Origin of the sequence: Rhizobium sp. RCC_161_2 (assembly GCF_041355235.1) — a bacterium.
Lineage (GTDB): Bacteria > Pseudomonadota > Alphaproteobacteria > Rhizobiales > Rhizobiaceae > Rhizobium.
On record NZ_JBFUPL010000009.1, the window covers coordinates 263,254 to 285,738 of the forward strand.

20 protein-coding genes are annotated in these 22,485 nt (G+C 60.2%); 4 read left to right on the forward strand and 16 right to left on the reverse strand.

What is annotated here, in order from left to right; genetic code table 11:
- Positions 1–33: 33 nt before the first annotated feature.
- On the forward strand, positions 34–930 hold the full coding sequence (locus tag AB6803_RS23045) for a LysR substrate-binding domain-containing protein (RefSeq protein ID WP_371111071.1): 897 nt from the start codon (positions 34–36) through the stop codon (positions 928–930).
- On the opposite strand, the gene AB6803_RS23050 is transcribed toward AB6803_RS23045, so the two are convergent.
- The 7 genes from AB6803_RS23050 to AB6803_RS23080 form a co-directional block, all read right to left on the reverse strand.
- A complete protein-coding gene (locus AB6803_RS23050) occupies positions 927–2,315 on the reverse strand; it encodes an FGGY-family carbohydrate kinase (RefSeq protein WP_371111072.1) in 1,389 nt (462 codons plus the stop codon). The two genes, AB6803_RS23045 and AB6803_RS23050, sit on opposite strands and share 4 nt — an antisense overlap.
- A complete protein-coding gene (gene rhaM, locus AB6803_RS23055; protein ID WP_371111073.1) occupies positions 2,312–2,638 on the reverse strand; it encodes an L-rhamnose mutarotase in 327 nt (108 codons plus the stop codon). Before rhaM ends, AB6803_RS23050 begins: the two co-directional genes overlap by 4 nt.
- Entirely contained in the window at positions 2,635–3,648 is a 1,014-nt protein-coding gene (locus AB6803_RS23060) for an ABC transporter permease (protein WP_371111074.1), read from the reverse strand. The genes rhaM and AB6803_RS23060 overlap by 4 nt, the downstream gene beginning before the upstream one ends.
- Positions 3,645–4,649: an ABC transporter permease gene (locus tag AB6803_RS23065; RefSeq protein ID WP_371111075.1), complete on the reverse strand. Its 1,005-nt coding sequence runs from the start codon at positions 4,647–4,649 to the stop codon at positions 3,645–3,647. The genes AB6803_RS23060 and AB6803_RS23065 overlap by 4 nt, the downstream gene beginning before the upstream one ends.
- A 10-nt stretch (positions 4,650–4,659) precedes the next feature.
- Positions 4,660–6,195 carry a sugar ABC transporter ATP-binding protein gene (locus AB6803_RS23070; RefSeq protein ID WP_371111076.1) on the reverse strand — a complete coding sequence of 512 codons (1,536 nt, stop codon included), beginning with the start codon at positions 6,193–6,195 and terminating at the stop codon, positions 4,660–4,662.
- 73 nt (positions 6,196–6,268) lie between these two features.
- Positions 6,269–7,264, reverse strand: coding sequence for a rhamnose ABC transporter substrate-binding protein (rhaS, locus tag AB6803_RS23075; protein WP_371111077.1), 996 nt, complete (start codon positions 7,262–7,264; stop codon positions 6,269–6,271).
- A gap of 53 nt (positions 7,265–7,317) precedes the next feature.
- Positions 7,318–8,130 carry a DeoR/GlpR family DNA-binding transcription regulator gene (locus tag AB6803_RS23080; protein ID WP_371111078.1) on the reverse strand — a complete coding sequence of 271 codons (813 nt, stop codon included), beginning with the start codon at positions 8,128–8,130 and terminating at the stop codon, positions 7,318–7,320.
- A 206-nt stretch (positions 8,131–8,336) separates the two neighbouring features.
- Between AB6803_RS23080 and AB6803_RS23085 the strand changes: the two genes are divergently transcribed.
- Together AB6803_RS23085 and rhaI are read left to right on the forward strand one after the other, a co-directional pair.
- On the forward strand, positions 8,337–10,433 hold the full coding sequence (locus tag AB6803_RS23085) for a bifunctional rhamnulose-1-phosphate aldolase/short-chain dehydrogenase (RefSeq protein ID WP_371111079.1): 2,097 nt from the start codon (positions 8,337–8,339) through the stop codon (positions 10,431–10,433).
- A gap of 226 nt (positions 10,434–10,659) precedes the next feature.
- Positions 10,660–11,952, forward strand: coding sequence for an L-rhamnose catabolism isomerase (gene rhaI / locus AB6803_RS23090; RefSeq protein WP_371111080.1), 1,293 nt, complete (start codon positions 10,660–10,662; stop codon positions 11,950–11,952).
- 5 nt (positions 11,953–11,957) lie between these two features.
- Here the strand turns inward: rhaI and AB6803_RS23095 are convergent, their stop codons facing one another.
- The 5 genes from AB6803_RS23095 to AB6803_RS23115 all read right to left on the reverse strand — a co-directional run bounded on the left by AB6803_RS23095 (position 11,958) and on the right by AB6803_RS23115 (position 17,133).
- A complete protein-coding gene (locus AB6803_RS23095; protein WP_371111081.1) occupies positions 11,958–12,404 on the reverse strand; it encodes a type II toxin-antitoxin system VapC family toxin in 447 nt (148 codons plus the stop codon).
- The gene (locus tag AB6803_RS23100) at positions 12,404–12,649 is read right to left on the reverse strand and encodes a type II toxin-antitoxin system Phd/YefM family antitoxin (RefSeq protein WP_371111082.1); all 246 of its coding nucleotides are present in this window, start codon (positions 12,647–12,649) and stop codon (positions 12,404–12,406) included. Before AB6803_RS23100 ends, AB6803_RS23095 begins: the two co-directional genes overlap by 1 nt.
- A gap of 207 nt (positions 12,650–12,856) precedes the next feature.
- Complete coding sequence (locus AB6803_RS23105) at positions 12,857–13,573, reverse strand: Crp/Fnr family transcriptional regulator (RefSeq protein ID WP_371111083.1); 717 nt, start codon at positions 13,571–13,573, stop codon at positions 12,857–12,859.
- A 707-nt stretch (positions 13,574–14,280) separates the two neighbouring features.
- A complete protein-coding gene (gene ggt, locus AB6803_RS23110; RefSeq protein ID WP_371111084.1) occupies positions 14,281–15,870 on the reverse strand; it encodes a gamma-glutamyltransferase in 1,590 nt (529 codons plus the stop codon).
- A gap of 63 nt (positions 15,871–15,933) precedes the next feature.
- On the reverse strand, positions 15,934–17,133 hold the full coding sequence (locus tag AB6803_RS23115; protein WP_371111085.1) for an ROK family protein: 1,200 nt from the start codon (positions 17,131–17,133) through the stop codon (positions 15,934–15,936).
- 329 nt (positions 17,134–17,462) lie between these two features.
- Here AB6803_RS23115 and AB6803_RS23120 point away from each other — a divergent pair, with 329 nt between their 5' ends.
- Positions 17,463–18,254, forward strand: a complete 792-nt coding sequence (locus AB6803_RS23120) for an HpcH/HpaI aldolase/citrate lyase family protein (RefSeq protein WP_371111086.1) — start codon at positions 17,463–17,465, stop codon at positions 18,252–18,254.
- Positions 18,255–18,327: 73 nt separating this feature from the next.
- On the opposite strand, the gene AB6803_RS23125 is transcribed toward AB6803_RS23120, so the two are convergent.
- From AB6803_RS23125 to AB6803_RS23140, 4 genes are all read right to left on the reverse strand, one after another.
- A complete protein-coding gene (locus AB6803_RS23125) occupies positions 18,328–18,474 on the reverse strand; it encodes a hypothetical protein (protein ID WP_047464184.1) in 147 nt (48 codons plus the stop codon).
- Between the two features lie 283 nt (positions 18,475–18,757).
- Positions 18,758–19,819, reverse strand: coding sequence for a class I SAM-dependent methyltransferase (locus tag AB6803_RS23130; protein WP_371111087.1), 1,062 nt, complete (start codon positions 19,817–19,819; stop codon positions 18,758–18,760).
- A gap of 176 nt (positions 19,820–19,995) precedes the next feature.
- Positions 19,996–20,547 (reverse strand): glutathione peroxidase, encoded by a 552-nt coding sequence (locus AB6803_RS23135; protein WP_371111088.1) that lies wholly within the window; start codon positions 20,545–20,547, stop codon positions 19,996–19,998.
- Between the two features lie 78 nt (positions 20,548–20,625).
- The gene (locus AB6803_RS23140) at positions 20,626–22,476 is read right to left on the reverse strand and encodes an ABC transporter ATP-binding protein (RefSeq protein ID WP_371111089.1); all 1,851 of its coding nucleotides are present in this window, start codon (positions 22,474–22,476) and stop codon (positions 20,626–20,628) included.
- Positions 22,477–22,485: the final 9 nt, after the last annotated feature.

Consider the following 22,485-nt stretch of genomic DNA (forward strand, 5'->3'; position numbering starts at 1 on the left):
ATGAAATAATCTCGATCGTAGCAGGAGGCGCAGTTGGACAGGCTGCAATGTATGAAAGTGCTGGTGAAAGTGGCCGATGCCGGCAGTTTCGCCGCTGCGGCGCGGCAGTTGCACATGAGCCCGCCGGTCGTAACCCGCGCGATCGCCTTTCTGGAGGAAGTGACCGGCGCGCGGCTGTTCTTGCGTTCGACGCGTTCTGTGAAGCTGACCGTGCAGGGCCGCCACTATGTCGAGGACTGTCGTCGCATCCTCAGCGATATCGATGAGGCCGAGGCGTCGGCCGGCGGCTCCTATGCGACGCCCTCCGGCATGCTGACGGTCACGGCGCCGGTGCTGTTCGGGCAATATTACATCATGCCCATCGTCACCGCGTTTTTGGCCTTGCATCCGGCGGTCACCGGTCGTGTGCTGCTGTTCGATCGTATCGTCAATCTGGTGGAAGAGGGGATCGATGTTGCCATCCGCATCGGCCATCTACCGGATTCAAGCTACAACGCCGTGAAGGTCGGCACCGTGCGCCGCGTCGTCTGCGGCGCACCCTCCTACTTCGAGCGCCATGGTCTGCCAGAGACGCCCGCCGATCTCGTAGGCCATACGATCATTGCAAACACCGGATCGTCCGCTCCGCTAGACTGGCATTTTGGCCCCGAGGGTAAGCTCTCTCCTGCTCTCCACCCGCGTTTGTTCTGCAACTCGGTCGAAGCCTCGATTTCGGCGGCGTCAAGCGGCTGGGGCCTCGCGCGCACGCTGTCCTATCAGATCGCAAAGCCGGCCGCCGAAGGCCGGCTGCGTGTCATTCTGGAGGATTTCGAGGAGGAGCCGCTGCCGATCCATGTCGTGCATCCCGAAGGCCGGCATGCCTCCGCGAAGACGCGTGCCTTTGTCGATTTTGCCGTGGAGCAGTTGCGGGCGGGAGCAGCATTTCCTTAGACGTCGGCAAGCGCCGTGTGCCAAGCCTCGCGGTAGTCTTGCAGGCCCCGCAGCTCGGCCCGGATAGGCTGGCTCGCCGTCGCGGCGGCTGGCCTGATGCCGGTCAGCAGCGCGGCACCCTGGCTGGTTCCGGTCGAGCCGGGCAGGGCGACGACATCGGATCCTGTCAGCGAAGATAATGCGGCCAGATAGGCCCGGTTGAGGGCGAAAGGTCCTTCGACGAAGATCGGACCCTTGGCGCCGATCAGGCCGAGGCAGGCTTCCGTCATCAGTGCCAGATAGAGGCTTGCAGCGGCGAGCCGTTCCGCCGGGCTTGCCGATACCTCGCCGATCCAACGCATTTTCTTATCGGGGAAGGGGCCGGATCCCTCGACCACGTTTGGCAGCAGCATGATGCCCTTGCCGATCACGGTTTCGAGCGAAGCTTCTATAGCATCGGGATCCGCCTGCCCGATCTCGCCGGCGAGAATCTCGAACTCCCGCCCGCCCATGAAGCGGGAGGAGGGGACGGCGCGGCCATAGGCATCGATATTGGCGAGCGCATCGCGAGTTGGGTCAAGATGCTCGAGATCGCCGCCGACGGCGAAGCTGATCACCCAGGTGCCGGTCGACACGACAGCAAAGGGTGCCTCATTCTCCACCAGATGCGGCAGCAGCGAGGCGTTGGAATCGTGGATGCCGCAATAGACCGGAACCGGCGCGTCGACGCCGATCTCCGTGGCGATCCTGGGCAGGATTGGCCCGAGAGCGTCAAAGGCGGAGCGGATCGGCGCCATCAGGGGGCGGATGCCGAGTGTGTCCACCAGCGCGGAATAGGCTCCGGTCGTCGGATTCCAAAGGTCGGTATGGCAACCCAACGAGGTGACTTCGTTGGCGGCAACGCCGGTCAGCCGGAAGGCCCAATATTGCGGATAGGTGAGGATGGCGCGGACGCGGGCAAAATCGTCAGGAAATTGACTCTTCTGATAATGGATCTGCGCGCCGACATTGAGCCCGCCCGAAAGCCCAGGCGAAAAGGTCTCGCTGAAAGGTGGGCGCAGGTGTGCGTAGGCTTCCCGCACGGCGTCAGGATAAGCGTGCTCATAGTCGAGCACAGGCAAGGCAAGGCTGCCGTCGGCGGCGAGAAGCACGGCCGAGGCACCATGGGTGGTGATCGATATCGCGTCGAAGCCCGGCGTTGTGGCAAAGCCCTTCAGTGCCCCGATGACGAAATCCCATAGCCGCTCGATGTCATAGTGCGGATAGGGACCGGTCTTCAGCACCGTATTGGTGGTTCGCACAGCGGCGATCTCGGCGCCGCTTTGCGCGTCGAGCACCACCACCTTGGCATTGGTTTTGCCGATGTCGAGAACGACGATGCGGCGATAGCTTGGGCGAGCACTCATGGCAGATGGAAGACCGTCACTAGATCGCTCTGAACCGGCGAATTGTCGGGATTGGTCGCCATGATATCGGCCATGTGCGCCCACCATTTTTTCATGACGGGATGGTCGGGAAGGCTCGCCATCGTGTGATCTCTAGGCCGTGTCAGGACGCCGAATAGCGTGTTGGTCTCGCGGTCAAGATGGATGGAATAGTCGCAGGCGCCGGCTTGATGCAGCAGCTCGACCAATTCCGGCCAGATCTCGTCATGGCGCTTCCTGTATTCGAGCTCCATGCCGGGATTGAGCTTCATCTTGAAGGCGTGACGTTCGAGAGATGCGGTCATTTCGAGCTCATGGCCTTGATGCGTTTTGCGACGATCGGCAGGGCGATGGTGATAATCAGAAGCAGGCCGATGAAGATCGACATGACGATGCCGGGCACGTTGAGAAGACCGAGGCCGAAGGTCACCAGCCCCATGACGAAGGCGGCGATGACGACGCCGCCGATCGTGCCGGAGCCGCCGAGGATCGAAACGCCGCCGAGCACGACCATGGTCACCACTTCCAGCTCCCAGCCGAGCGCAATCGACGGGCGTGTCGAACCGAGGCGCGAGGTGAGGCACACGGCGGCGATGCCGCTCATCAGGCCAGTCAGCAGGAAGAGGATGAATTTGACCCGCTCGACCGGGATGCCGGAGAAGCGCGCGGCAAAGTCATTATTGCCGATCGTATAGACCTGCCTGCCGAAATTCGTCGCATGCAGCAGGATCGCGAAGACGATCGCCAGCACGATGAAGAGAACGAATTCGAAGGAGAAGACCCAGACGACATAGCCCTGCCCGAAATAGGCGAAGCTGTCGGGATAATTCCCGTAGGCCTGGTCGCCGAGGACAATATAGGAGATGCCGCGAAACAAGCTCATCGTGCCGATGGTGACGACGATCGAGGGCAGTTTCAGCCCGGAGACGAGGAAGCCGTTGAAGAGGCCGCAGAGAAGCCCGACCCCGAGGCCGATCGCAACGAGGCCGACCGTATCGACACCGGCCTGTGCGGCAGCGCCCATGGCGGTCGAGGCAAGCGCGATGATGGCGGCAACCGAAAGATCGATTTCGCCCGCAATGACCAGCAGCGCCATGGCGAAGGCGATCATTGCCTTCTCAGTGAAGTTGAAGGTCGCATCCGAGAGGTTATACGGGTCGAGGAAGTAGGGTGACGCCAGCGAATTGAAGACGAAGATCGCGATGGCGACACCGAAGAGCAGCACTTCCCAGCTTGCCAGGATCCGCTTGAACGGTGTGCCGAGACGGTCGGGAATGTTGCGCTTCTCTGTTGTTGCGTCAGAGACGATACTCATGCGGCGACCTCCTTGATCGAGGCTTCCTTCGCCGCCTGATCCCGAAGGATGATGCGGCCGCGATTGCGTTCACGTCGGGCGTTGAAGACCACGGCGAGGATGATGACCGTGCCGGAGATTGCCATCTGCGTGAACGGCGAAATGCCGATGACGGGAAGTGCGTTCTTGATGACGCCGAGGAAGAGCGCGCCAAGCACGGTACCGGCGACCGAACCGACGCCGCCGGCAATCGAGATGCCGCCGATGACGCAGGCGGCGACGCTATCGAGCTCGAAGCCATTGGCAATGTCGACATAGGCGACGGCATAGCGCGACACCCAGAGATAGCCGCAGAGGCCAGCCAGCGCACCCGACAATACGAAGGCGAGGAAGCGCGTCCAACCGACATCGATGCCGGCATAGACGGCGGCGACCGGATTGCCGCCGCTGGCATAGGCCGAGCGACCGAACCGCGTATAGCGCAGCACGAAATACATCATCAGCACGATGGCAATGCCGATCCAGGCAAGCACAGGCAGGCCGAGCAACGGCGTGCGCGGTACGCTGAGGAATTCCGGCGTGAATTGATGGGCATTGACCCAGGCGCCACCGGACAGCACGAAGGCCATGCCGCGGTAGATGGTGAGCGTGCCGAGGGTCACGACGATCGGCGGAATTTCCAGCGCCCAGACGAGATAGCCGTTGATGGCGCCGAGCGCTGCGCCCATGACGATGGCGGTGATCACGAGAACGATCAGCGGCAGGTCGGGATAGCCGGCATTCAGCATGGCGACGGCCATGCCGGTGAAGGCGAGATTGGCGGCGACGGACAGATCGATCGATTTCGTCAGAATGACAGTCATCTGCGCGAGCGCCAGGATGATCAGGATCGACGTGTCGTTGAAGATATTGGCGAGATTGCCGGGCTCGGCAAAGCCGGCCGCGCGCGTCGAAAAGCCGGCGATCATCACGATGATGATGGCAAAGAGCAGCGTTTCGCGTCTTTTGAGGATGCGTGGCATCCAACCCTCCCTATGCATTGCCCGTGGCGGCGCGCACCAGCGTTTCCGGTGTCAGCCCGTCGCGGTCGAACAGACCGGCCGATAGCCCCTCCTTCATCACCAGAACCCGGTCCGACATGCCGAGAATCTCGGGGAGTTCGGAGGAGATCATGATGATGCTGAGGCCTTCGGCCGCCAGTTCACTGATGAAGCCATGAACGGCGGCCTTTGAGCCGATGTCGATGCCCTTGGTCGGCTCGTCGAGGATGATGATCTTCGGCTGCGTCGCCAGCCATTTGCCGATGACGACTTTCTGCTGGTTGCCGCCCGACAGCGTGCCGACCGGCACAGACAGGGCGGCGGCGCGCAGATCCAAGCGCTCGGCATATTTGCGGGCCAGCGCGAACTCATCGGCAGCCTTCAGGAAGCCCTTGCGCGAGGTGCGCCCGAGCGAGGGTAGCGACATGTTCTGATAGATCGGCATCGGCAGCGCCAGGCCGTGACGGCCGCGCTCCTCCGGCACATAGACAATGCCGGCGCGGATGGCGTCCTGCGGCGAATGAATGCGGATGTCCTCGCCGTTCAGTGTCAGCTTGCCGGAAAGCGGCCGGGTGATGCCGAAAAGGGACTGACAGAGCTCAGAGCGGCCGGCGCCGATCAGGCCGTAGACGCCCAGAATCTCGCCGCGACGGAGCTTGAAGGAAATGTCGCGGAATTCGGTGCGGTGGCAATAATTCGCGACTTCGAGCACGGTGTCGCCGATCGTGACGGGCACCTTCGGGAAGGCATCCTTGACGTCACGGCCGACCATCATGCGGACGATCTCGTCCTGCGGCGTTTCCTTCAGCCGGCCATGGCCGACAGCACGGCCGTCACGGAAGACGACGAAGTTGTCTGCTATCTCATAAACCTCATCGAACTTGTGGCTGATGAAGAGGATGGCCTTGCCCTGGGCCTTCAGGTTGCCGACGATGCGGAAGAGATCGTCGATTTCCTTGCGGGAGAGGGCTGCGGTCGGCTCGTCCATGATGACGATGCGGGCCTCGATCGACAGCGCGCGGGCGATCGCCACGAGATGGCGCTGCGCGATGGAGAGGTCCTTCAGACGGATCGACGGATCGATGGTGCTCTCGAGCGATTCCAGTAGCTGCCTTGCGCGGCTGTTCATCACCTTCCAGTCGATGGTGCGGAATTTCGTGCGCGGCGCGTGGCCGAGAAAGATGTTTTCGGCAACCGTCAGCTCATCGAAGAGCACGGTTTCCTGGTGAATGGCGGTGACGCCGGCGTCGATGGCGGCCTGGGCGTTATGAAACGTGGTCGGCTTGCCGTCGACGAGGACTTCGCCCTCGTTCGGACGGTAGATGCCGGTGAGAATCTTGACGAGCGTCGACTTGCCGGCGCCGTTTTCGCCGATGAGCGCGGTGACCTTGCCGGGATAAAGCGAGATGCTGACGCCGTCGAGCGCCTTCACGCCGGGAAAGATCTGCGAAATGCGGCGCATTTCCAGAATGGCTGTACTGTCCACCATTGGCGTACCTGTGGCGGGTCGTTGAAGGACTGTGGTCATCAGCAATGTACCGGATAGGGTGAAACCAAGTCCGGCGGCCGAGGCCGCCGGAGCATTGCGAACGAGGCTTCGATCAGAAAACCTTGGAGAACTGATCGATATTCGTAGCGTTGTAGACGAAGGGATCGGCCATGGCGGCTTCGCTGTCTTCGCCGACCTTGATCTTGCCCATGCGGCCGGCATTGATTTCGCTGCCTGGCTTGCCGGTGGTCTCACCCTTGACGAGGCGATAAGCGATCTGCGTTGCCGAATAGCCGAGGTCGATCGGGTTCCAGATCGCGAATTCCTTCGTGGCGCCCGACTTGATGGCGCCGGCCATTTCGGACGGCAGGCCGAGACCGGTCACGTAGACCTTGCCGATCTTGCCGGCATCCTTGACGGCCTGCGAAGCGGCAAGCACGCCGACGGTTGTCGGAGCGACGATGACCTTGACTTCCGGATGCGAGGTCAGGAGGCCCTGGGCTTCGCGATAGCTCTTGTCCGAGAGGTCGTCGCCATAGACGGTGGTGACGAGGTTGAGGCCCGGGAAGTCCTTCAGCTGCTTCTTCATCTCGCCGATCCAGATGTTCTGGTTGGTCGATGTAGTGGTGGCCGAGAGGATGGCGAAATCGCCCTTGCCGCCGTCAAGATGATCCTTGGCAAGCGTCAGGCACATCTTGCCGATCAGTGCATTCGAAGATGGGTTGAGCTGCAGGATGCGGCCGGCCTTTGCCACGCCGGAGTCCCAGGAGATAACCTTGATGCCGCGCTGCGTTGCCTTCTTGAGGGCAGGGACGACAGCATCCGGATCGTTGGCGGAGATGGCGATGGCGTCGACGCCCTGCGCGATCAGCGAATTGATGACTTCGATCTGACCTTCGGCCGTCGTCGAGGTCGGGCCGGTGTAGATCACCTGGACGCCGCCGAGTTCCTTGGCGGCTTCCTGTGCGCCCTTGTTGGCCGCTTCGAAGAAGCCGTTGCCGAGCGACTTCACCACGAGGCCGATCTTGATATCCTTCGCGCTTGCCGTGCCGGCCATCAGTGCCGCGGCGAGCGCTACGCCAACCGCCAGTTTCTTTGCAATATTCATGTCTCTTCCTCCCAAGTTGATAGTCTATGCTCACTCCGCCATAGACGCGCACCTCACGCGACTGATGGGGAATCCTCCTCTTCGGCCCGTGCCGAAACACTTGTTATGATCAGGGACACGCCCGCATCCTCGATCATCCTTACGGTCTCCGCCGAAATGCCGTCGTCGGTGATGATGGTTGTTACCTGTTCGAGCGGGCACAGGATCAGGCTGGAGCGCTGCTTGAACTTGCTGGAATCGACCATGACGATCATCTCGTCGGCCTGGCGCATCAGCTTCTGCTCGCTCTGGATCAGCAGCGCGTCCGCCTCCATGATGCCGAGCGGGCCGACGCCCTGCGCGCCGATGAACATGCGTCGGGCGTAGAAATTCCGCGTCGTGTCGTTGTCGAAGGGCGACAGGATCAGGCTTTGCTCGCGATAGATCGCGCCGCCCGGAACCGTGACCGTATTTTTCGAGTGCTTGACCAGATGTTCGGCGATCGCAAAGGAATTGGTCATCACCTGCAGCCGGAAGGCAGAGATATAGTGCACGAGCTGGAATGTCGTCGTGCCGCCATTGATGATGATGGCGTCGCCCGGATTGCATAATTCGGCGGCTTTGCGCGCAATTGCGCGTTTCTTATCGATATTGACGCCTTCCGAAACGCGGAAGGGGCGGCCGGCCAGATTGCCGAGCTGTGGGGGATGGATGGATTCGGCTCCGCCGCGCACGCGCCGGATCTTTCCCTGCACATGCAGGGCCGCGATATCACGGCGGATCGTCGCTTCAGAGGCCTCGGTCAATTCAGAAATATCCTGAATCGTCACCACAGGTTTTTCCTGTACGGCGCTCAAAATGATGCGATGGCGTTCGCGTTCGTGCATCGGTTCCTCCTTGTTGGCGGTTATTCCGTAAATATGGCAGAGTGTCAATCATAAACGATCATAAACATTCATATTGCATCGCAACATTATCAAATATGATCGTTTTCGATTGACAAAACGACTCTCTGTGAGCGATATCCTGATCGTAACGGGGCGGCGCCGTGGTTCTGGTGCGCTCGCAAATGATGATTCCATGGGAGGATGACATGACGGCTGAAGTTCGACTTCTGGACAATCGTTGGGATGACGCCTACGCGGCCAAGCTCGACGAGCCGGGCAAGTTGCTCTACCGCTCCAATCTGCTGGGCGCCGACAAGCGTATCACCAATTACGGTGGCGGCAACACGTCGGCCAAGGTCATGGAAACCGATCCGCTGACCGGCGAGAAGGTCAAGATCCTCTGGGTCAAAGGCTCCGGCGGCGATGTCGGCACCATCAAGCTCGACGGCTTCGCCACACTCTATCAGGACAAGCTCGACAGCCTCAAGGGTATCTACAAGGGTGTTGCCGACGAGGACCGCATGGTCGGCTTCCTGCCGCATTGCACCTACAACCTCAATGCCCGCGCCGCTTCCATCGATACCCCTCTGCATGGTTTCGTGCCGTTTACCCATGTCGATCACATGCATCCCGACGCGATCATCGCGATCGCTGCCGCCAAGAATTCCCGCGAACTGACCCGCGAAATCTTCGGCGACGATATCGGCTGGCTTCCCTGGCGCCGCCCCGGCTTCCAGCTCGGCCTCGATCTCGCAGCCTTCGTCAAGGCGCATCCGAATTCCAAGGGCGTCGTGCTCGAAAGCCACGGCCTCTTCACCTGGGCCAACGATGCCAAGGATTGCTACGAGCTGACGCTCGCGATCATCAACAAGGCCATTCAATGGTTTGCGGCAAAGACCGAAGGCAAGACGATTTTCGGTGGCACTGTAGTCCAGAGCCTGCCGCAAGCCGAGCGTCGCGCGATCGCCGCAAAGCTGATGCCGGAAATTCGCGGCCGCATCGGCAAGACCGAACGCAAGCTCGGCCATTTCGACGATCAGGATGCCGTACTCGAATTCGTCAATTCGAAGAATCTGCGCCCGCTCGGCGCGCTCGGCACCAGCTGCCCTGACCATTTTCTGCGCACCAAGATCCGTCCGCTGATCGTCGATTTCGATCCGGCTAAGCCGGATGCCGATGCGGTAATCGCCGGTCTCGACAAGGCGCTGGAAGACTATCGCGCCGATTACGCGCGTTACTATAACGACTGCAAACATGACAATTCGCCCGCCATGCGCGATCCCAATCCGGTGATCTTCCTGGTGCCGGGTGTCGGCCTGCTGTCCTTTGCCCGCGACAAGGCAACGGCCCGGATTGCCGGCGAGTTTTACGTCAACGCCATCAACGTCATGCGCGGCGCTTCCACTGTGTCCGAGTATCAGGGCCTGCCGGAGCAGGAAGCTTTCGATATCGAATATTGGCTGCTGGAAGAGGCAAAGCTGCAGCGCATGCCGAAGCCGAAGAGCCTTGCCGGTCGCGTTGCCTTCGTCACCGGCGGCGCCGGCGGAATCGGACGCGCCACGGCGGCGCGTCTGGTGGACGAGGGCGCCTGCGTCGTGCTGGCGGATATCGATCAGGCGGCGCTTGAGAACACCCAGGCGGATTTCGCCAAGAAATACGGCGCCGATGCGGTGCGCAGCGTCAAGCTTGATGTGACCAAGGAAGAGGGGGTCATCTCCTCCTTCGCGGAAGCCTGCGTCGAGTTCGGCGGCATCGATATCCTCGTGTCCAATGCCGGCATTGCCTCCTCCGCGCCGATCGAAAGCACGGAGCTGTCGATGTGGAACCGCAATATCGACATTCTCGCCACCGGCTATTTCCTCGTCTCGCGCGAGGCCTTCCGGCTGTTCCGCCGCCAGAACATCGGCGGCAATGTCGTCTTCGTTGCGTCGAAGAATGGTCTGGCTTCATCCCCGAATGCTGCCGCTTACTGCACGGCCAAGGCCGCCGAGATCCATCTGGCGCGCTGCCTGGCGCTCGAGGGCGCGGATGCGGGCATTCGCGTCAACACGGTCAATCCCGATGCGGTTCTGCGCGGCTCGAAGATCTGGAACGGCGAATGGCGCGAACAGCGCGCCGCCTCATCGAAGATCGAGGTGGACGATCTGGAGGAGCATTACCGCAAGCGCTCGATGCTGAAGCTCAATGTCTTCCCGGAGGATATTGCCGAGGCGATCTATTTCCTGGCTTCGGACCTTTCCGCCAAGTCGACCGGCAATATCATTAACGTCGACGCCGGCAACGCGCAGAGCTTCACGCGGTAACGAATGCACTCTCCCTTCTCCCCAGCGGGGAGAAGGTGGCCCGAAGGGTCGGATGAGGGGTGTCGCAGCAAATATAGATCTATCTTTCGCTTACGCTCAAGATATTCGTCGCTGCGCTCCTCGCCCCCTCATCTGCCCGTTGGGCATCTTCTCCCCGCTGGGGAGAAGAGGAAATGGGATGATCGAAACGCCGTAATATTTCGAATGACATGTCTGGGAGGAAAGAATGGCTGAGTTTAGAATTGCGCCGGATCTGGTCGCCGCTGAAAATGACAAGCGCGCCGCCGCGCTGACATCCGATTATGAGGCACTGGGCGCGACGCTCGCCCGTCGCGGCGTCGATATCGAGAATATCACGAAGAAGGTCTCCGAATTTTTCGTCGCCATTCCTTCCTGGGGCGTCGGGACGGGCGGCACACGCTTTGCCCGCTTTCCGGGCACCGGCGAGCCGCGTGGTATCTTCGACAAGCTCGACGACTGCGCCGTCATCAACCAGTTGACGCGGGCGACACCGACGGTTTCGCTGCATATACCCTGGGACAAGGCGGATGCCAGGGAACTGAGGGCAAAGGGCGATGCGCTCGGCCTCGGCTTCGATGCCATGAATTCCAATACTTTCTCAGATGCCCCCGGCCAGGCACATTCCTACAAATACGGCTCGCTCAGCCATGTCGACGCGGCCACCCGCGCCCAGGCCGTCGAGCACAATCTCGAATGCATCGAGATCGGTAAGGCCATCGGCTCCAAGGCGCTGACCGTTTGGGTCGGCGACGGCTCGAATTTCCCCGGCCAGAGCAATTTCACTAGGGCGTTCGAGCGCTATCTCGCCGCCATGGCGGACATCTACAAGGCGCTACCGGACGACTGGCGGCTGTTTTCCGAACACAAGATGTACGAGCCGGCCTTCTATTCCAGCGTCGTGCAGGACTGGGGCACCAACTACCTGATCGCGCAGACGCTTGGGCCCAAAGCCCAGTGCCTCGTCGATCTCGGCCATCACGCGCCGAACACCAATATCGAAATGATCGTCGCCCGCCTGATCCAGTTCGGCAAGCTCGGCGGCTTCCACTTCAACGATTCCAAATATGGCGACGACGATCTCGACGCCGGCGCGATCGAACCCTATCGCCTGTTCCTTGTCTTCAACGAACTGATCGATGCGGAGCAGCGCGGCGTCAACGACTTCAATCCGGCGCATATGATCGACCAGTCCCACAACGTCACTGATCCGATCGAAAGCCTGATCTCCAGCGCCAACGAAATTCGCCGCGCCTACGCGCAGGCGCTGATCGTCGACCGCAAGGCATTGTCGGGATATCAGGATGCCAACGACGCCCTGATGGCGTCGGAGACATTGAAGCGGGCCTATCGCGCCGATGTCGAGCCGATCCTCGCCGAAGCCCGTCGCCGCACCGGCGGTGCTATCGATCCGGTCGCGGCCTATCGAGCAAGCGGCTATCGGAAGAAGGTTGCGAGCGAGCGGCCGGCTTCCGTTGGTGGTAGCGGCGGGATTATCTGAGGCGCTTATAGCTCCGGCGGATTGGCGAAGGGATCGAGAGAGCGGACATCCATCAGCCGGAAGTGCCTCAGGTTCCGGGTGAGAACGGTGCAATCATGTCGCAATGCCGTTGCGGCAATGGCTGCATCTTCGAACCCCGGATCGCCACCACGCCCCACCGCTTGGTCAAATAGTCGACCGGCAATGCGTGCCGTCGCCGTGTCGAATGATAGGATGCGTTCGCCATAGAGATGAACGGTGAGTTCGAGCCATTCGCCCAGTAGGCTGGCTTTTTTGCTAGCGCCCGTCCGATGGGCTTTTGCGATCCCGGTTTCGATTTCAGCGACGGTTACTGTGGATAGGAAAAACTGATCGGCATGGGCCGCGACCCATGCCCTGGTTGCTTGAGACAGCAAATCTTGCGCGCGCAGAGGCGATGTCGCGGAAATGATGTTCGTATCGAGAAGATACATCAAATGTCGTCATCGCGCAGCAATCGACCTGGCTTGCGTACAGGTAGGTGGTCGTCTTCCAGCGGTGCATTGGTGATCAGCCAGCCGAACGACGGAACCTGCTTCAGCTTTTGATATTCGTCATAGGAAATGATGACAGCGGTGCGTTCGCCATGACGGGTGATGACAGCCGCATTGCCGTCGAGAGCGTCATCGACGACGGCGGAAAGAGTTGCCTTCGCGTCTTTTAGCTGAATTTCTCTCATGGGTCACCTATATGACTATTATGGTCATAATATAAAGCTGACCCGAGATGCCGTCAATGCGTCGGTAGATTTTCCCTCGGGAGTGCTGACCGTGATCAAATGATCCACCTGCAGACTATGAGTGCCCGAATTTATCGGAGAGGGGAGCGTTCCGGACGGAAAGGGCGCGAAGCGAAATCACTTTCCGCCTCCATTCAAATGGCCCATTCAAATGGTCTGGCTGATCAGCCTTCGATACTCACGTTCCGGCACCCCATAGGAGCTTCCTGTAAGGGCCTCCAGGCCGGCGCGATCTCTGATTGCGACGAAGCCTCGCTGAGAGACGATGAGATGCTTCCCCTCAAGAACATGCAGGGTCGTCGTGACGCTTTGTCGGCGGATGGCAAGCATGACGCCAAGGAAGTCATGGGTAAGGTCAATCTTGTCGCCGTCGGTGCGATCGTGGCACATCAGAAGCCAACGCGCCAAGCGCTGCTCGATATGATCCGTCGCGTTCGAGAAGGCGGTATAGGCCGTTTGAATTGACGCAGCCTGGACGTATCGCAAAAGCAGATTGCGCAGCTCAAGACTATTGCTTGCTGCTGCCAGAATGTGCGCATTTGCGATGCGATATCCAGCGCCAGCAACCTGCATGAATATTGAGAAGGGGGCTGAGTCCGCCCCCTGGAGGGCAACGGTGGGGGAAAAGCCCTCACGGCCGAAGATACCTATCTCGGCGCTCTTTCCTCCCGGATAGCCCACGACGACCGATCCGATCCCCGATTCTAGAAAATAGATATAGTCGCCGATCTTATCGGGAGTTGTTATTAAAAAACGCTTTGGAAGATCGATGCTCTCAAGATGGGGCGCAATATGATCGAAGTCCCGGTCGGACAGGGACATCAAAATCTTGTTGCGGACATCTGATTTTTTAGGTGGGAACATGCTCTCTCCTCGTAAGGGCAAGAGCAATCGGGTCTCCCAGTCGACCGCGCCAATAAAGTCTGCGGACGATCAAACAATCCTAGTCTCTGATAGTGTTCGATTTATGTTTATCGAAAAAAATGTGCAAGCTGGCGTGGAGTCTCCGCACGATATCGCACATAAGAAGTGTTATCTGACAGACGTCGCCGCTAATGTGAAATTCTCGGACGGCGCGATATTGGGCTTGGCTCGCCGGTCCCAAATGCCCAGCGAGATCACGGTCATAAATCGCCATATGCTAGGAAATAACGCAACTTAGAGAGAAATTTCTGAAGTTTTTTATGAATATCCCGAAGTAAAAGTTCTTGCCGGCGGTCATGTTTTGTAGATTTATTTGCCGAATTTGATTTAATTTGATCGCAGAGATGGACTTTTGTCCGGTATAGGACCAAGGTGATTCAAGCCTTTTGGGGGAGGCTCAGAGTTATCTGCTTCGTCGCCGCAATGACGAGGGAGATGACTCTACTGTAGAGAGGCGATTCGTTTGTTGCTCGACCTCGAGCCAGGCAAGTGGCAGGCCCGATATTATCAGGCAATAAGAGAGCCTAGGCTGGGCAATTCACTATATCTGAAAGTGTTTCGTGCGGGACTACAGCCACGTTGCTGGCGTACGCTTCCAATCAGCCGCAAGCTCAGCACAAAAATTGCCGTGATATCTCCCACCAAACTCAATAGCCGAGAGCGATGCCGTCCTTGCGATGGTCGGAGGCGCCGAGCAGGACGCCGCGTTCGTGATCGATCATGATCGCCTGCGCGCCGCCGATCGGCTCGTCCGCCCATTCGGCGATATGGCCGCGCCGTTCGAGATCCCGCTTTGTCTCTTCCGAAATCGTTGGCTCCAGCGACAACTTCCCGCCGAAGCAGAAGCTGCGCGGCTGGTCGCTCGCCTGTTGTGGATCGAGATCGCGGTCGAGGATCTGCGTCAGCATATGGGCATGGCCGGCCGCCTGATATTGCCCGCCCATGACGCCGAAGCTCATGCGTACCTTGCCGTTCTCCATCAGCATCGCCGGGATGATGGTGTGGAAGGGTAGTTTGCCGGGGCCGATGGCATTTGGATGCCCTTGTTTGACGACGAAGCCCGCGCCACGGTTCTGCAGCAGCACGCCGGAGCGCGGCGCGTAGATGCCGCTGCCGAAGGGCATGAAGACCGAGTTGATCAGCGAGATCGCATTGCCGTCTCGATCGACGACGGAGATGTAGACCGTGTCCCTGTGCGTCGGTCCATCCCAGACAGAGGCGTCTGCGGCGCGTTCGAGGCTGATCTTCGCGCGCATGGCGGCGATCGAGCGGTCGGACAGTAGCTCGTCGATGTCGAAGGTCAGATAGTCCGGATCGCTGATCAGCTGGTCGCGCATGGCGTAGCCGGCCTTGGTGGCTTCGGCATGTAGATGAATACGATCAGCCTCCGAGAGCTTGGGATCGCGCAGATCAAAACCGTCGAGGATGCGGGTGATCAACAGGGCCGCCAAGCCCTGGCCGTTCGGAGGGCATTCGATGAGGTCGCGGCCGCGGAATTTGCCGGAGATCGGTGTGGTCTCGAATGCCTTGTAGTCGGCGAAATCGCTTTCCTCATGCAGGCCGCCGAGCGATTGCAGAACCTGGGTGATCTCGTCGGCCACCGCGCCACGATAGAAGGCGTCGCGGCCGTCCCTTGCGACAGCTTTCAACGTCGCGGCCAGCGCCGGATTGGTTATGCGTTCGCCGGTTCGTGGCGCACGGCCGTGGGGCAGGAAATAGCTTGCTGAAGCCGCATGTTTTTCGACGCGGCTGCTATAGCGGTGCCAGTCGAGTTCAACGCGCGGCGTGATGCAATAGCCTTCTTCTGCGGCCGCGATCGCCGGGGCGAGTACGCGGCCCATGTCGAAGCGGCCGTAAGAGCCGATCAGCCGGCACCATGCATCGATGGCGCCGGGAATGGTGACCGCGTGTGGGCTGTCGTCGGGAATGGCGGTGAAGCCTTTTTCGAGGAAATAGTCGAGCTTTGCCTTTTGTGGCGCGCGGCCGGAGCCATTGAGCGCGATTGGCGTGCCACCGGCTGCACTATGGAGGGCGAAGCAGTCGCCGCCGATGCCGGTCATGTGCGGGTCGATGACGCATTGCAGTGCGACCGCGGCAACCGCTGCGTCAACGGCACTGCCGCCCGCGCGCAGGATGTCGACGGCAGCCAGGGTTGCTAGCGGATGTGAGGTTGCAGCCATACCCCTGTCGGAAACGGCGACCGAACGGCCCGGCTTGAAAAAATCCCGCTGCTGCATGTCTCTCAACGTCCTCTGTCTGTCTTATATACTTCCGCGATCGCGCGCGGCCTCTCCATCGTTTTAAGGTGTTTTTTCCGTCATGGAAGCCTTGCCGTGCTCTCCGCGTCCAGGAATTTCGAACAGCGTCGCGCGAAACCGGTCAAGTGCTGCGGCAATGGCGCCGATCAGGCCGGCTTTGCTGCCAAGCGGGCTGATGGTGCAGGAGAGTGGCACCGGCACGCAGCGCGACAGATAGAAGATGATCCGCTCGACCAGCTCGGGCCTGGCCCCGACGCTGCCGCCGAAAATCACCCTTTCTGGGTCGACGACGGCGGCAATGGCAACAACAGATGTGGCGACGAGCCGCGCCACTTCGTCGATCACGATGGCGGCGACCGGGTCATCCTTGCGCTCGAACATATCGCGCACGCTGAGGCCTGGCATGCCGCCGAGCGCTTCATAACGGCCACGGATGGCGATGCTGCCGATCGACGATTCCAGCGCGCCTGCCGCAAAACTGCGGGAATCGAAGGGGTCGGCGCCGATCGGCAATGTGGAGATCTCGCCGGCTGCTCCGCGCGCGCCACGGATGAGGCGGCCTTCGTTGATAATCCCCATGCCGATACCAGTGCCGAGTGCCACGAAGACGAAATTGTCGATGCTGCGGCCATCGCCGCGCCATTGCTCGCCAAGGGCGCCCAGGTTGACATCGTTATCGATGAAGATGTCGTGCCCCAGCCTGTCGCGGAGACTATCCTCAAGGGCCAGTTCCGTCAGGCCGGGAATATTCGGCACCATCGCTAGCTGCCGGGTTTTCGGATGGATGGCGCCGGGAATGCCGATCGCGCCCATTGCCACGGATTTCGCGGCAATGCCGGATTTTTGCAGCAGCGCTTCATGCATGCGGGCAATCTGCTCGATGACATGTTCGCCGCCGCGCGCATCCGTGCTCTCGATGGCCTCTTCGATGATGCCGCCCGTAAGGCCGGCCAGCGCCGCATGGATCTTGGTACCGCCGACATCGGCGCCGAAGACGAAGGCCTTGCGCGGTTCCAGCTCATAAGTCACCGCACTCCGCCCGACTGAGCCTTGGGTGCGGCCAGTGACACGCAGCCAACCCTCCGCCTCCAGATCGCGCACGATCTCGGACATGCTCTGTTTCGAGAGCCCGGTCAGTCGCGCCAGTTCGGCACGGGATACGGGGGCGGTTTCGAAAATGGCGCGCAAGACCGCGCGCGATGTGATCTGCCGGGTATGGGGAATAGAGGTTGATATATCCATTGTCACCAATTCGTCAATTTTAGGAACAAATTATGCCGATCGAATAATCCGTCAAGGTCTTTCCGCGCAATTTTCGGCGAGTTTTCATCGCCAACCCTTTCCGCGCAATATCTTTTGGTGAGTTTTCTTTACGAAATTGATGATTGGGTGCCGTCTACGGTTTTGAATCGCCGTACGGCATGTGGCGCCGGTTGTATTTTCGGGGTAGCCGAGGCGCTGGAATTGAGTATTGTCGGTGGGGATGAGGGCCTTGTTTGTGTTGTCGAAGGAGGTCTCGGAGGGAAGTGTCTCGCTCGTTGCGGGCGTGGTAATTATCGAGGAAAATCACCATGACGATTGATATTGACGGTTTCGCCGGGCGCCTGAAGCGCCGGGAAAATGGCGGTATGATTTCTGCCTGGATCGGCACGCCCGATCCGTTGCTCGTCAATCATCTGTCGCAGGAAGATTTCGACGCCGTGGTACTCGATATGCAGCATGGTATGTGGGACATGGCGTCCGCCGCCAATGGTATCGCTCAGGTGCGGCTCGCCGGCAAACCGGCGATCGGGCGCATCCCGGTCGGCGATTTCGCTTCCGCCTCGCGACTTCTGGATGCCGGTGCTTCCGGTATCATCGCGCCGATGATCAATTCCGGCGACGACGCCCGCGCCCTCGTCAAGGCGACGAAATATCCACCGCTCGGCGAACGGAGCTGGGGCCCGTCGCTCGCCCTCAACCATTTCGGCATTGCGCCTGACGATTATCTGCAGCGCGGCAACAGCCTGACCGTCACGATCGCCATGGTCGAGACTCGCATGGCGCTCGACGCCATCGACGAAATTCTCACCGTTGACGGTATAGACGGTATTTTCGTTGGCCCGTCCGATCTCTCCATCGCACTATCCAACGGCGCGCGGCTTGCCCCTGACAGCGCCGCGATCGATCAGGCGATGGGCCATGCGCTCGCGCGTTGCCGCGCCCATGGCAAGTTGTTATGCGCCTTCGGCAGCGATGGTGAACGCGCCGGACAATATTTGAAACTCGGTCTCGATCTGGTCATCGCCGGCGCCGAAACGGCACAGCTTCGCACCGGCGCCCGCACCGCGATTGCCGCCGCGCGCAAGCTCGCCGCATCCTGATGGAACCGCCAGGACCAGAGGTTCACATATAGCTGCCGTTCCTGGCTTTGACGTGCTACTGATGTCGATCGCCTCAATTCAGTACTTTGACGAAGCACGGCTCCATGTAGGAGCCGCAGTTGTCGCCGCGCGCCTTCGCCGGAGTGATGGTGTTCTGAGCGGCGATAACGACCAGCGCCACCGCGATGACGGTCAAAATGGTTTTCGTGTATTTGTCCATAATATTCCCCGGTAGATAGATGCAATAGAATGCACTCTAAAGTTGATTTTTTGTAAGTCAATACCCGGAAACGCATAGGCTGCCTCAGCTTTGCCGAAAACCATTGATCTCGTCCCGTACCTTGCGCAGCGTAAGGGTCGGCAGCAGGTAGTGCCGCTCAATCATCATGGCCTGAGCCGCCGGTCTATTCCGACCGGCGCTCGCGTTTCCTGTTCGGTAAAGGCGGTCCCATCTGTGAAGAACAGCCTGCGTCTCGTGCGTTTGGCAGTGCGCGGCGCGGGGTTCAGATCCTGACTTCGAAGACCATATTGAACGGCGTTTCGGTCGCCTTGCGGAAATGCGAATAGCCCGCATCCATGGCGACCTTGCGCAGTTTCAATTCGCCGGCTTGCGCGCCCAGACCCAGGCCGACTTCCTGCGACAGCGAGGCCGGCGTGCAGATCATCGTCGATGCGCCGTAAAAGACGCGGCCGACCGGATTGAGGTTGTCCTTCAGGCAATCATGCGCGAAGGGCTCGACGATCATCCAGGTACCGTCATCGGCAAGGCTTTCCTTGACATGTTTGCCGGCGCCGACGGGATCACCCATATCGTGCAGGCAATCGAACATCGCCACAAAATCGTAACCGGCAGCCGGGAAGTCCTTTGCTGTCGCTTGTTCGAAAGTGATCCGACCGTCGACGCCCGCCTCCTTCGCCGCCGCTTTCGCTCGTTCGATAGAGGGAAGGTGATAGTCGAAGCCGAAGAATGTGGAGTTCGGATAGGCTTGCGCCATCAGGATGGTCGAGGCGCCATGGCCGCAGCCGACATCGGCGACGGCAGCACCGGCTTGGAGCTTTTCATGCATACCACTCAGTGCCGGTATCCATTCCGAGACGAGATGGCTGTTATAACCCGGCCGGAAAAAACGCTCGGTGCCGCGAAACAGACAGGCGCTGTGCTCATGCCAACCGAGACCGCTGCCGGTCTTGAAAGCATTGGCGATCTTCGGTTCGTCGAGCCACATGGATTGAACGACATCGAAGGCGCCGGTGAAGAAGGCGGGACTGTTTTCCTCCGCAAATACCATCGCCTGTTCAGGCGTCAGGTGGAAGCGTTCGGTCTTGTCGTCGTAGCTGACATAATCGGCCGCTGCCTGTGCCGACAGCCATTCGCGCAGGTAGCGCTCCTTCACGCCGGTCTTGTCGGCCAATTCCGCCGAGGTCATTGGCGTTCCATCCGCCATGGCCTTGAACAGGCCCAAATGGTCTCCGAGTGTTACCAAAACACCGGAGACCGCTGCGCCGAGATCGCCGACCAAGCGCCCGACCAGGGCATCGAGTTTCTGTACATCAGGTTCACGCATGACATCCTCCTCCCAGAATTGATGCAGCGTTCCGTCCATATATGGGACGCGTGAGCATACTCCTGGGCAAGAGGGGAGGCAATGATGCGGCGAATCCGAGCAAGCCCCGTGCCGCTACTCCAAGGTGAAGTAACGCATTGAAATAAATCGTATTTATCGAAAATCCGCGCGATGCCTCACCCGGCGCGGGCAAGCTCTTTCTCCAGAGCGGAGAGCAGACGGGGATCGTCAGCGGTCACGTCAGGCGCAAAGCGGGCGACAACCTTGCCGTCGCGGCCGATTAGGAATTTTTCGAAGTTCCAGACGACGCCGCCGTCCTGGCCGGTTTCGAGACCGTGCTTTGCGAGGCGCTCGCGCATCGGGCCATCGCCGGTGATCTCGACGCCGGAGCCGACCAGGTGGTTGTAGAGCGGATGCCGCTCTGCGCCCGTTACCGCGATCTTGGAAAACATCGGGAACTGTACATCATAGGTCAGGGTGCAGAAGCTCAATATGTCTTCATCCGTGCCCGGTTCCTGGCCCTTGAAATCATTGGCCGGGAAGCCGGCGATGACGAGGCCGTCATCACGCTTATCTTCATAGAGCTTTTCCAGCGATTCATATTGCACCGTCAGCCCGCATTTGGAGGCAACGTTGACGACCATGATGACCTTGCCGCTGTAGTCGGCAAGTGTCGTCTCGCTGCCGTCGATCCTCTTTACTGGAATATCAAGCACGCTGTCGGTCATCGCAATCACTCCAAATCATCTTGAAACAGGGGCGGATATCATCCCCTGCTTTCGATGAAGTCAAGGTCACGATGCGGCTTAAGCGGCCTCATCCATCCGGACGAGGTGACCATGCGTAACCTCGCGATACCGACGCATCGGTGGACTATAGCCGACCGGCCGCACAGGGCTCTTCAGCTCCTCGACGGCGAGATTGCGCTTGATGCCGCGCCGGGCCGGATCGGGCACGGGAACGGCTGCCATCAGCTTCTTCGTATAGGGATGCTGCGGGTTCTCGAACACAGAGGCGCGGGGGCCGATCTCGACAATCTCACCGAGATACATCACCGCGACACGGTGGCTGACGCGTTCGACCACGGCCATGTCGTGCGAGATGAAGAGATAGGCGAGGTTCAGGCTCTGCTGCAGGTCCATCAGCAGGTTGCAGACCTGCGCCTTGATCGAGACGTCGAGTGCTGAGACGCTTTCGTCGGCGACGATGACCTTCGGGTCGAGGGCAAGGGCGCGGGCAATGCAGATGCGCTGGCGCTGACCGCCGGAGAATTCATGCGGGTAACGCGACATCATATCCGCCTTCAGCCCGACGCGCTCCAGAAGGTCGGCCGCCTTCTCGCGTCCCTGGGCGCGGGTGCCAAGATTATGTTCGATGAAGGGTTCGGCCACGGCGGCGCCGATGGTCATGCGCGGATTGAGGCTGGCAAAGGGGTCCTGGAAGATCATCTGGATGCTGCGGCGCATGCGGCGCAGATCAAGCGCGTCGAGCTTCATTACGTCATAGCCGTCGAGGCGGACTTCGCCGGCATTGGGATTGATCAGGCGCATGATCGAGCGGCCAGTCGTCGACTTGCCGCAGCCGGATTCGCCGACCAGCGACAGGGTCTCGCCCTGGGCGAGATCGAAGGAGACGTTCTCGACGGCATGGATGGCGCCGGTGGTACGGCCCAGCAGTCCGCCATGGAGATTGAAGCGGGTGACGAGGTTTTTCACCTCGAGGATGGGCGTCTTGCGATGATCGACCGTGTCGGCAAGGGCTACGGGTTCGCTGCGCTCGCCGGTTCTGATATCGACGATCGGGAAACGCAGCGGCTGCGGCTGATCCTTCATCGAGCCGAGGCGCGGCACAGCGGAAAGCAAGGCGCGGGTATAGGGATGCTGGCCGCGATGGAAGATATCGTCGGTCTTGCCGGTCTCCACCGCCTCGCCGCGATACATGACGATGGTGCGGTCGGAAATCTCGGCAACAACGCCCATGTCGTGGGTGATGAAGAGGACGGACATGCCTTCCTCCTCCTGCAGCACCTTGATGAGATCGAGGATTTGGCCCTGGATCGTCACATCGAGCGCGGTCGTCGGTTCATCGGCGATCAGAAGCTTCGGACGCGAGGCTAGCGCCATGGCAATCATCACGCGCTGGCGCATGCCGCCGGAAAACTGATGCGGATATTCATCGAAGCGCGAGGCGGCGTTCGGGATACGCACTTTTTCCAGCAGACGGATCGTCTCGGCCTTGGCTTCCGCCTTGGAGATATCGCCATGGCAGGTGAGGGCCTCGGAGATCTGCCGGCCGATGGTGAAGATCGGATTGAGGCTCGTCATCGGCTCCTGGAAGATCATGGCAATATCCTTGCCACGCACCTTGCGCATCTCATTATCCGGGAGCGACAGGATCTCACGCCCATTGAGCTTGACCGAGCCCTCGATGCGGCTGCTGCCCTTGGCGAGCAGGCGCATGATCGACAGCGAGGTGACGCTCTTGCCGGAGCCGGATTCACCGACGATCGCCACTGTCTCGCCCGGCATGACATCGAAGGAGATGTTCTTCACCACCGATCGCCACTCGCCATCGGCAAGGAAGGACGTCGTCAGATTGGAGACGGAGAGGACAGGTTTTACATCGGGATTCGTCTGCTGCGCGGCTGTGGTCGTCATGATTTCCCC

Excerpts from the sequence above, each read along its gene's own strand:
- AB6803_RS23130 (WP_371111087.1), bottom strand. The coding sequence starts at position 19,819 with ATGCGTGAACCTGATGTACAGAAACTCGATGCCCTGGTCGGGCGCTTG.
- AB6803_RS23085 (WP_371111079.1), top strand. The coding sequence starts at position 8,337 with ATGACGGCTGAAGTTCGACTTCTGGACAATCGTTGGGATGACGCCTAC.
- AB6803_RS23100 (WP_371111082.1), bottom strand. The coding sequence starts at position 12,649 with ATGAGAGAAATTCAGCTAAAAGACGCGAAGGCAACTCTTTCCGCCGTC.
- AB6803_RS23070 (WP_371111076.1), bottom strand. The coding sequence starts at position 6,195 with ATGACCACAGTCCTTCAACGACCCGCCACAGGTACGCCAATGGTGGAC.
- ggt (WP_371111084.1), bottom strand. The coding sequence starts at position 15,870 with ATGCAGCAGCGGGATTTTTTCAAGCCGGGCCGTTCGGTCGCCGTTTCC.
- AB6803_RS23120 (WP_371111086.1), top strand. The coding sequence starts at position 17,463 with ATGACGATTGATATTGACGGTTTCGCCGGGCGCCTGAAGCGCCGGGAA.
- AB6803_RS23115 (WP_371111085.1), bottom strand. The coding sequence starts at position 17,133 with ATGGATATATCAACCTCTATTCCCCATACCCGGCAGATCACATCGCGC.
- AB6803_RS23105 (WP_371111083.1), bottom strand. The coding sequence starts at position 13,573 with ATGTTCCCACCTAAAAAATCAGATGTCCGCAACAAGATTTTGATGTCC.
- AB6803_RS23125 (WP_047464184.1), bottom strand. The coding sequence starts at position 18,474 with ATGGACAAATACACGAAAACCATTTTGACCGTCATCGCGGTGGCGCTG.
- AB6803_RS23065 (WP_371111075.1), bottom strand. The coding sequence starts at position 4,649 with ATGCCACGCATCCTCAAAAGACGCGAAACGCTGCTCTTTGCCATCATC.
- AB6803_RS23080 (WP_371111078.1), bottom strand. The coding sequence starts at position 8,130 with ATGCACGAACGCGAACGCCATCGCATCATTTTGAGCGCCGTACAGGAA.
- AB6803_RS23060 (WP_371111074.1), bottom strand. The coding sequence starts at position 3,648 with ATGAGTATCGTCTCTGACGCAACAACAGAGAAGCGCAACATTCCCGAC.
- AB6803_RS23140 (WP_371111089.1), bottom strand. The coding sequence starts at position 22,476 with ATGACGACCACAGCCGCGCAGCAGACGAATCCCGATGTAAAACCTGTC.
- rhaS (WP_371111077.1), bottom strand. The coding sequence starts at position 7,264 with ATGAATATTGCAAAGAAACTGGCGGTTGGCGTAGCGCTCGCCGCGGCA.
- AB6803_RS23135 (WP_371111088.1), bottom strand. The coding sequence starts at position 20,547 with ATGACCGACAGCGTGCTTGATATTCCAGTAAAGAGGATCGACGGCAGC.
- AB6803_RS23095 (WP_371111081.1), bottom strand. The coding sequence starts at position 12,404 with ATGTATCTTCTCGATACGAACATCATTTCCGCGACATCGCCTCTGCGC.
- rhaM (WP_371111073.1), bottom strand. The coding sequence starts at position 2,638 with ATGACCGCATCTCTCGAACGTCACGCCTTCAAGATGAAGCTCAATCCC.
- rhaI (WP_371111080.1), top strand. The coding sequence starts at position 10,660 with ATGGCTGAGTTTAGAATTGCGCCGGATCTGGTCGCCGCTGAAAATGAC.
- AB6803_RS23050 (WP_371111072.1), bottom strand. The coding sequence starts at position 2,315 with ATGAGTGCTCGCCCAAGCTATCGCCGCATCGTCGTTCTCGACATCGGC.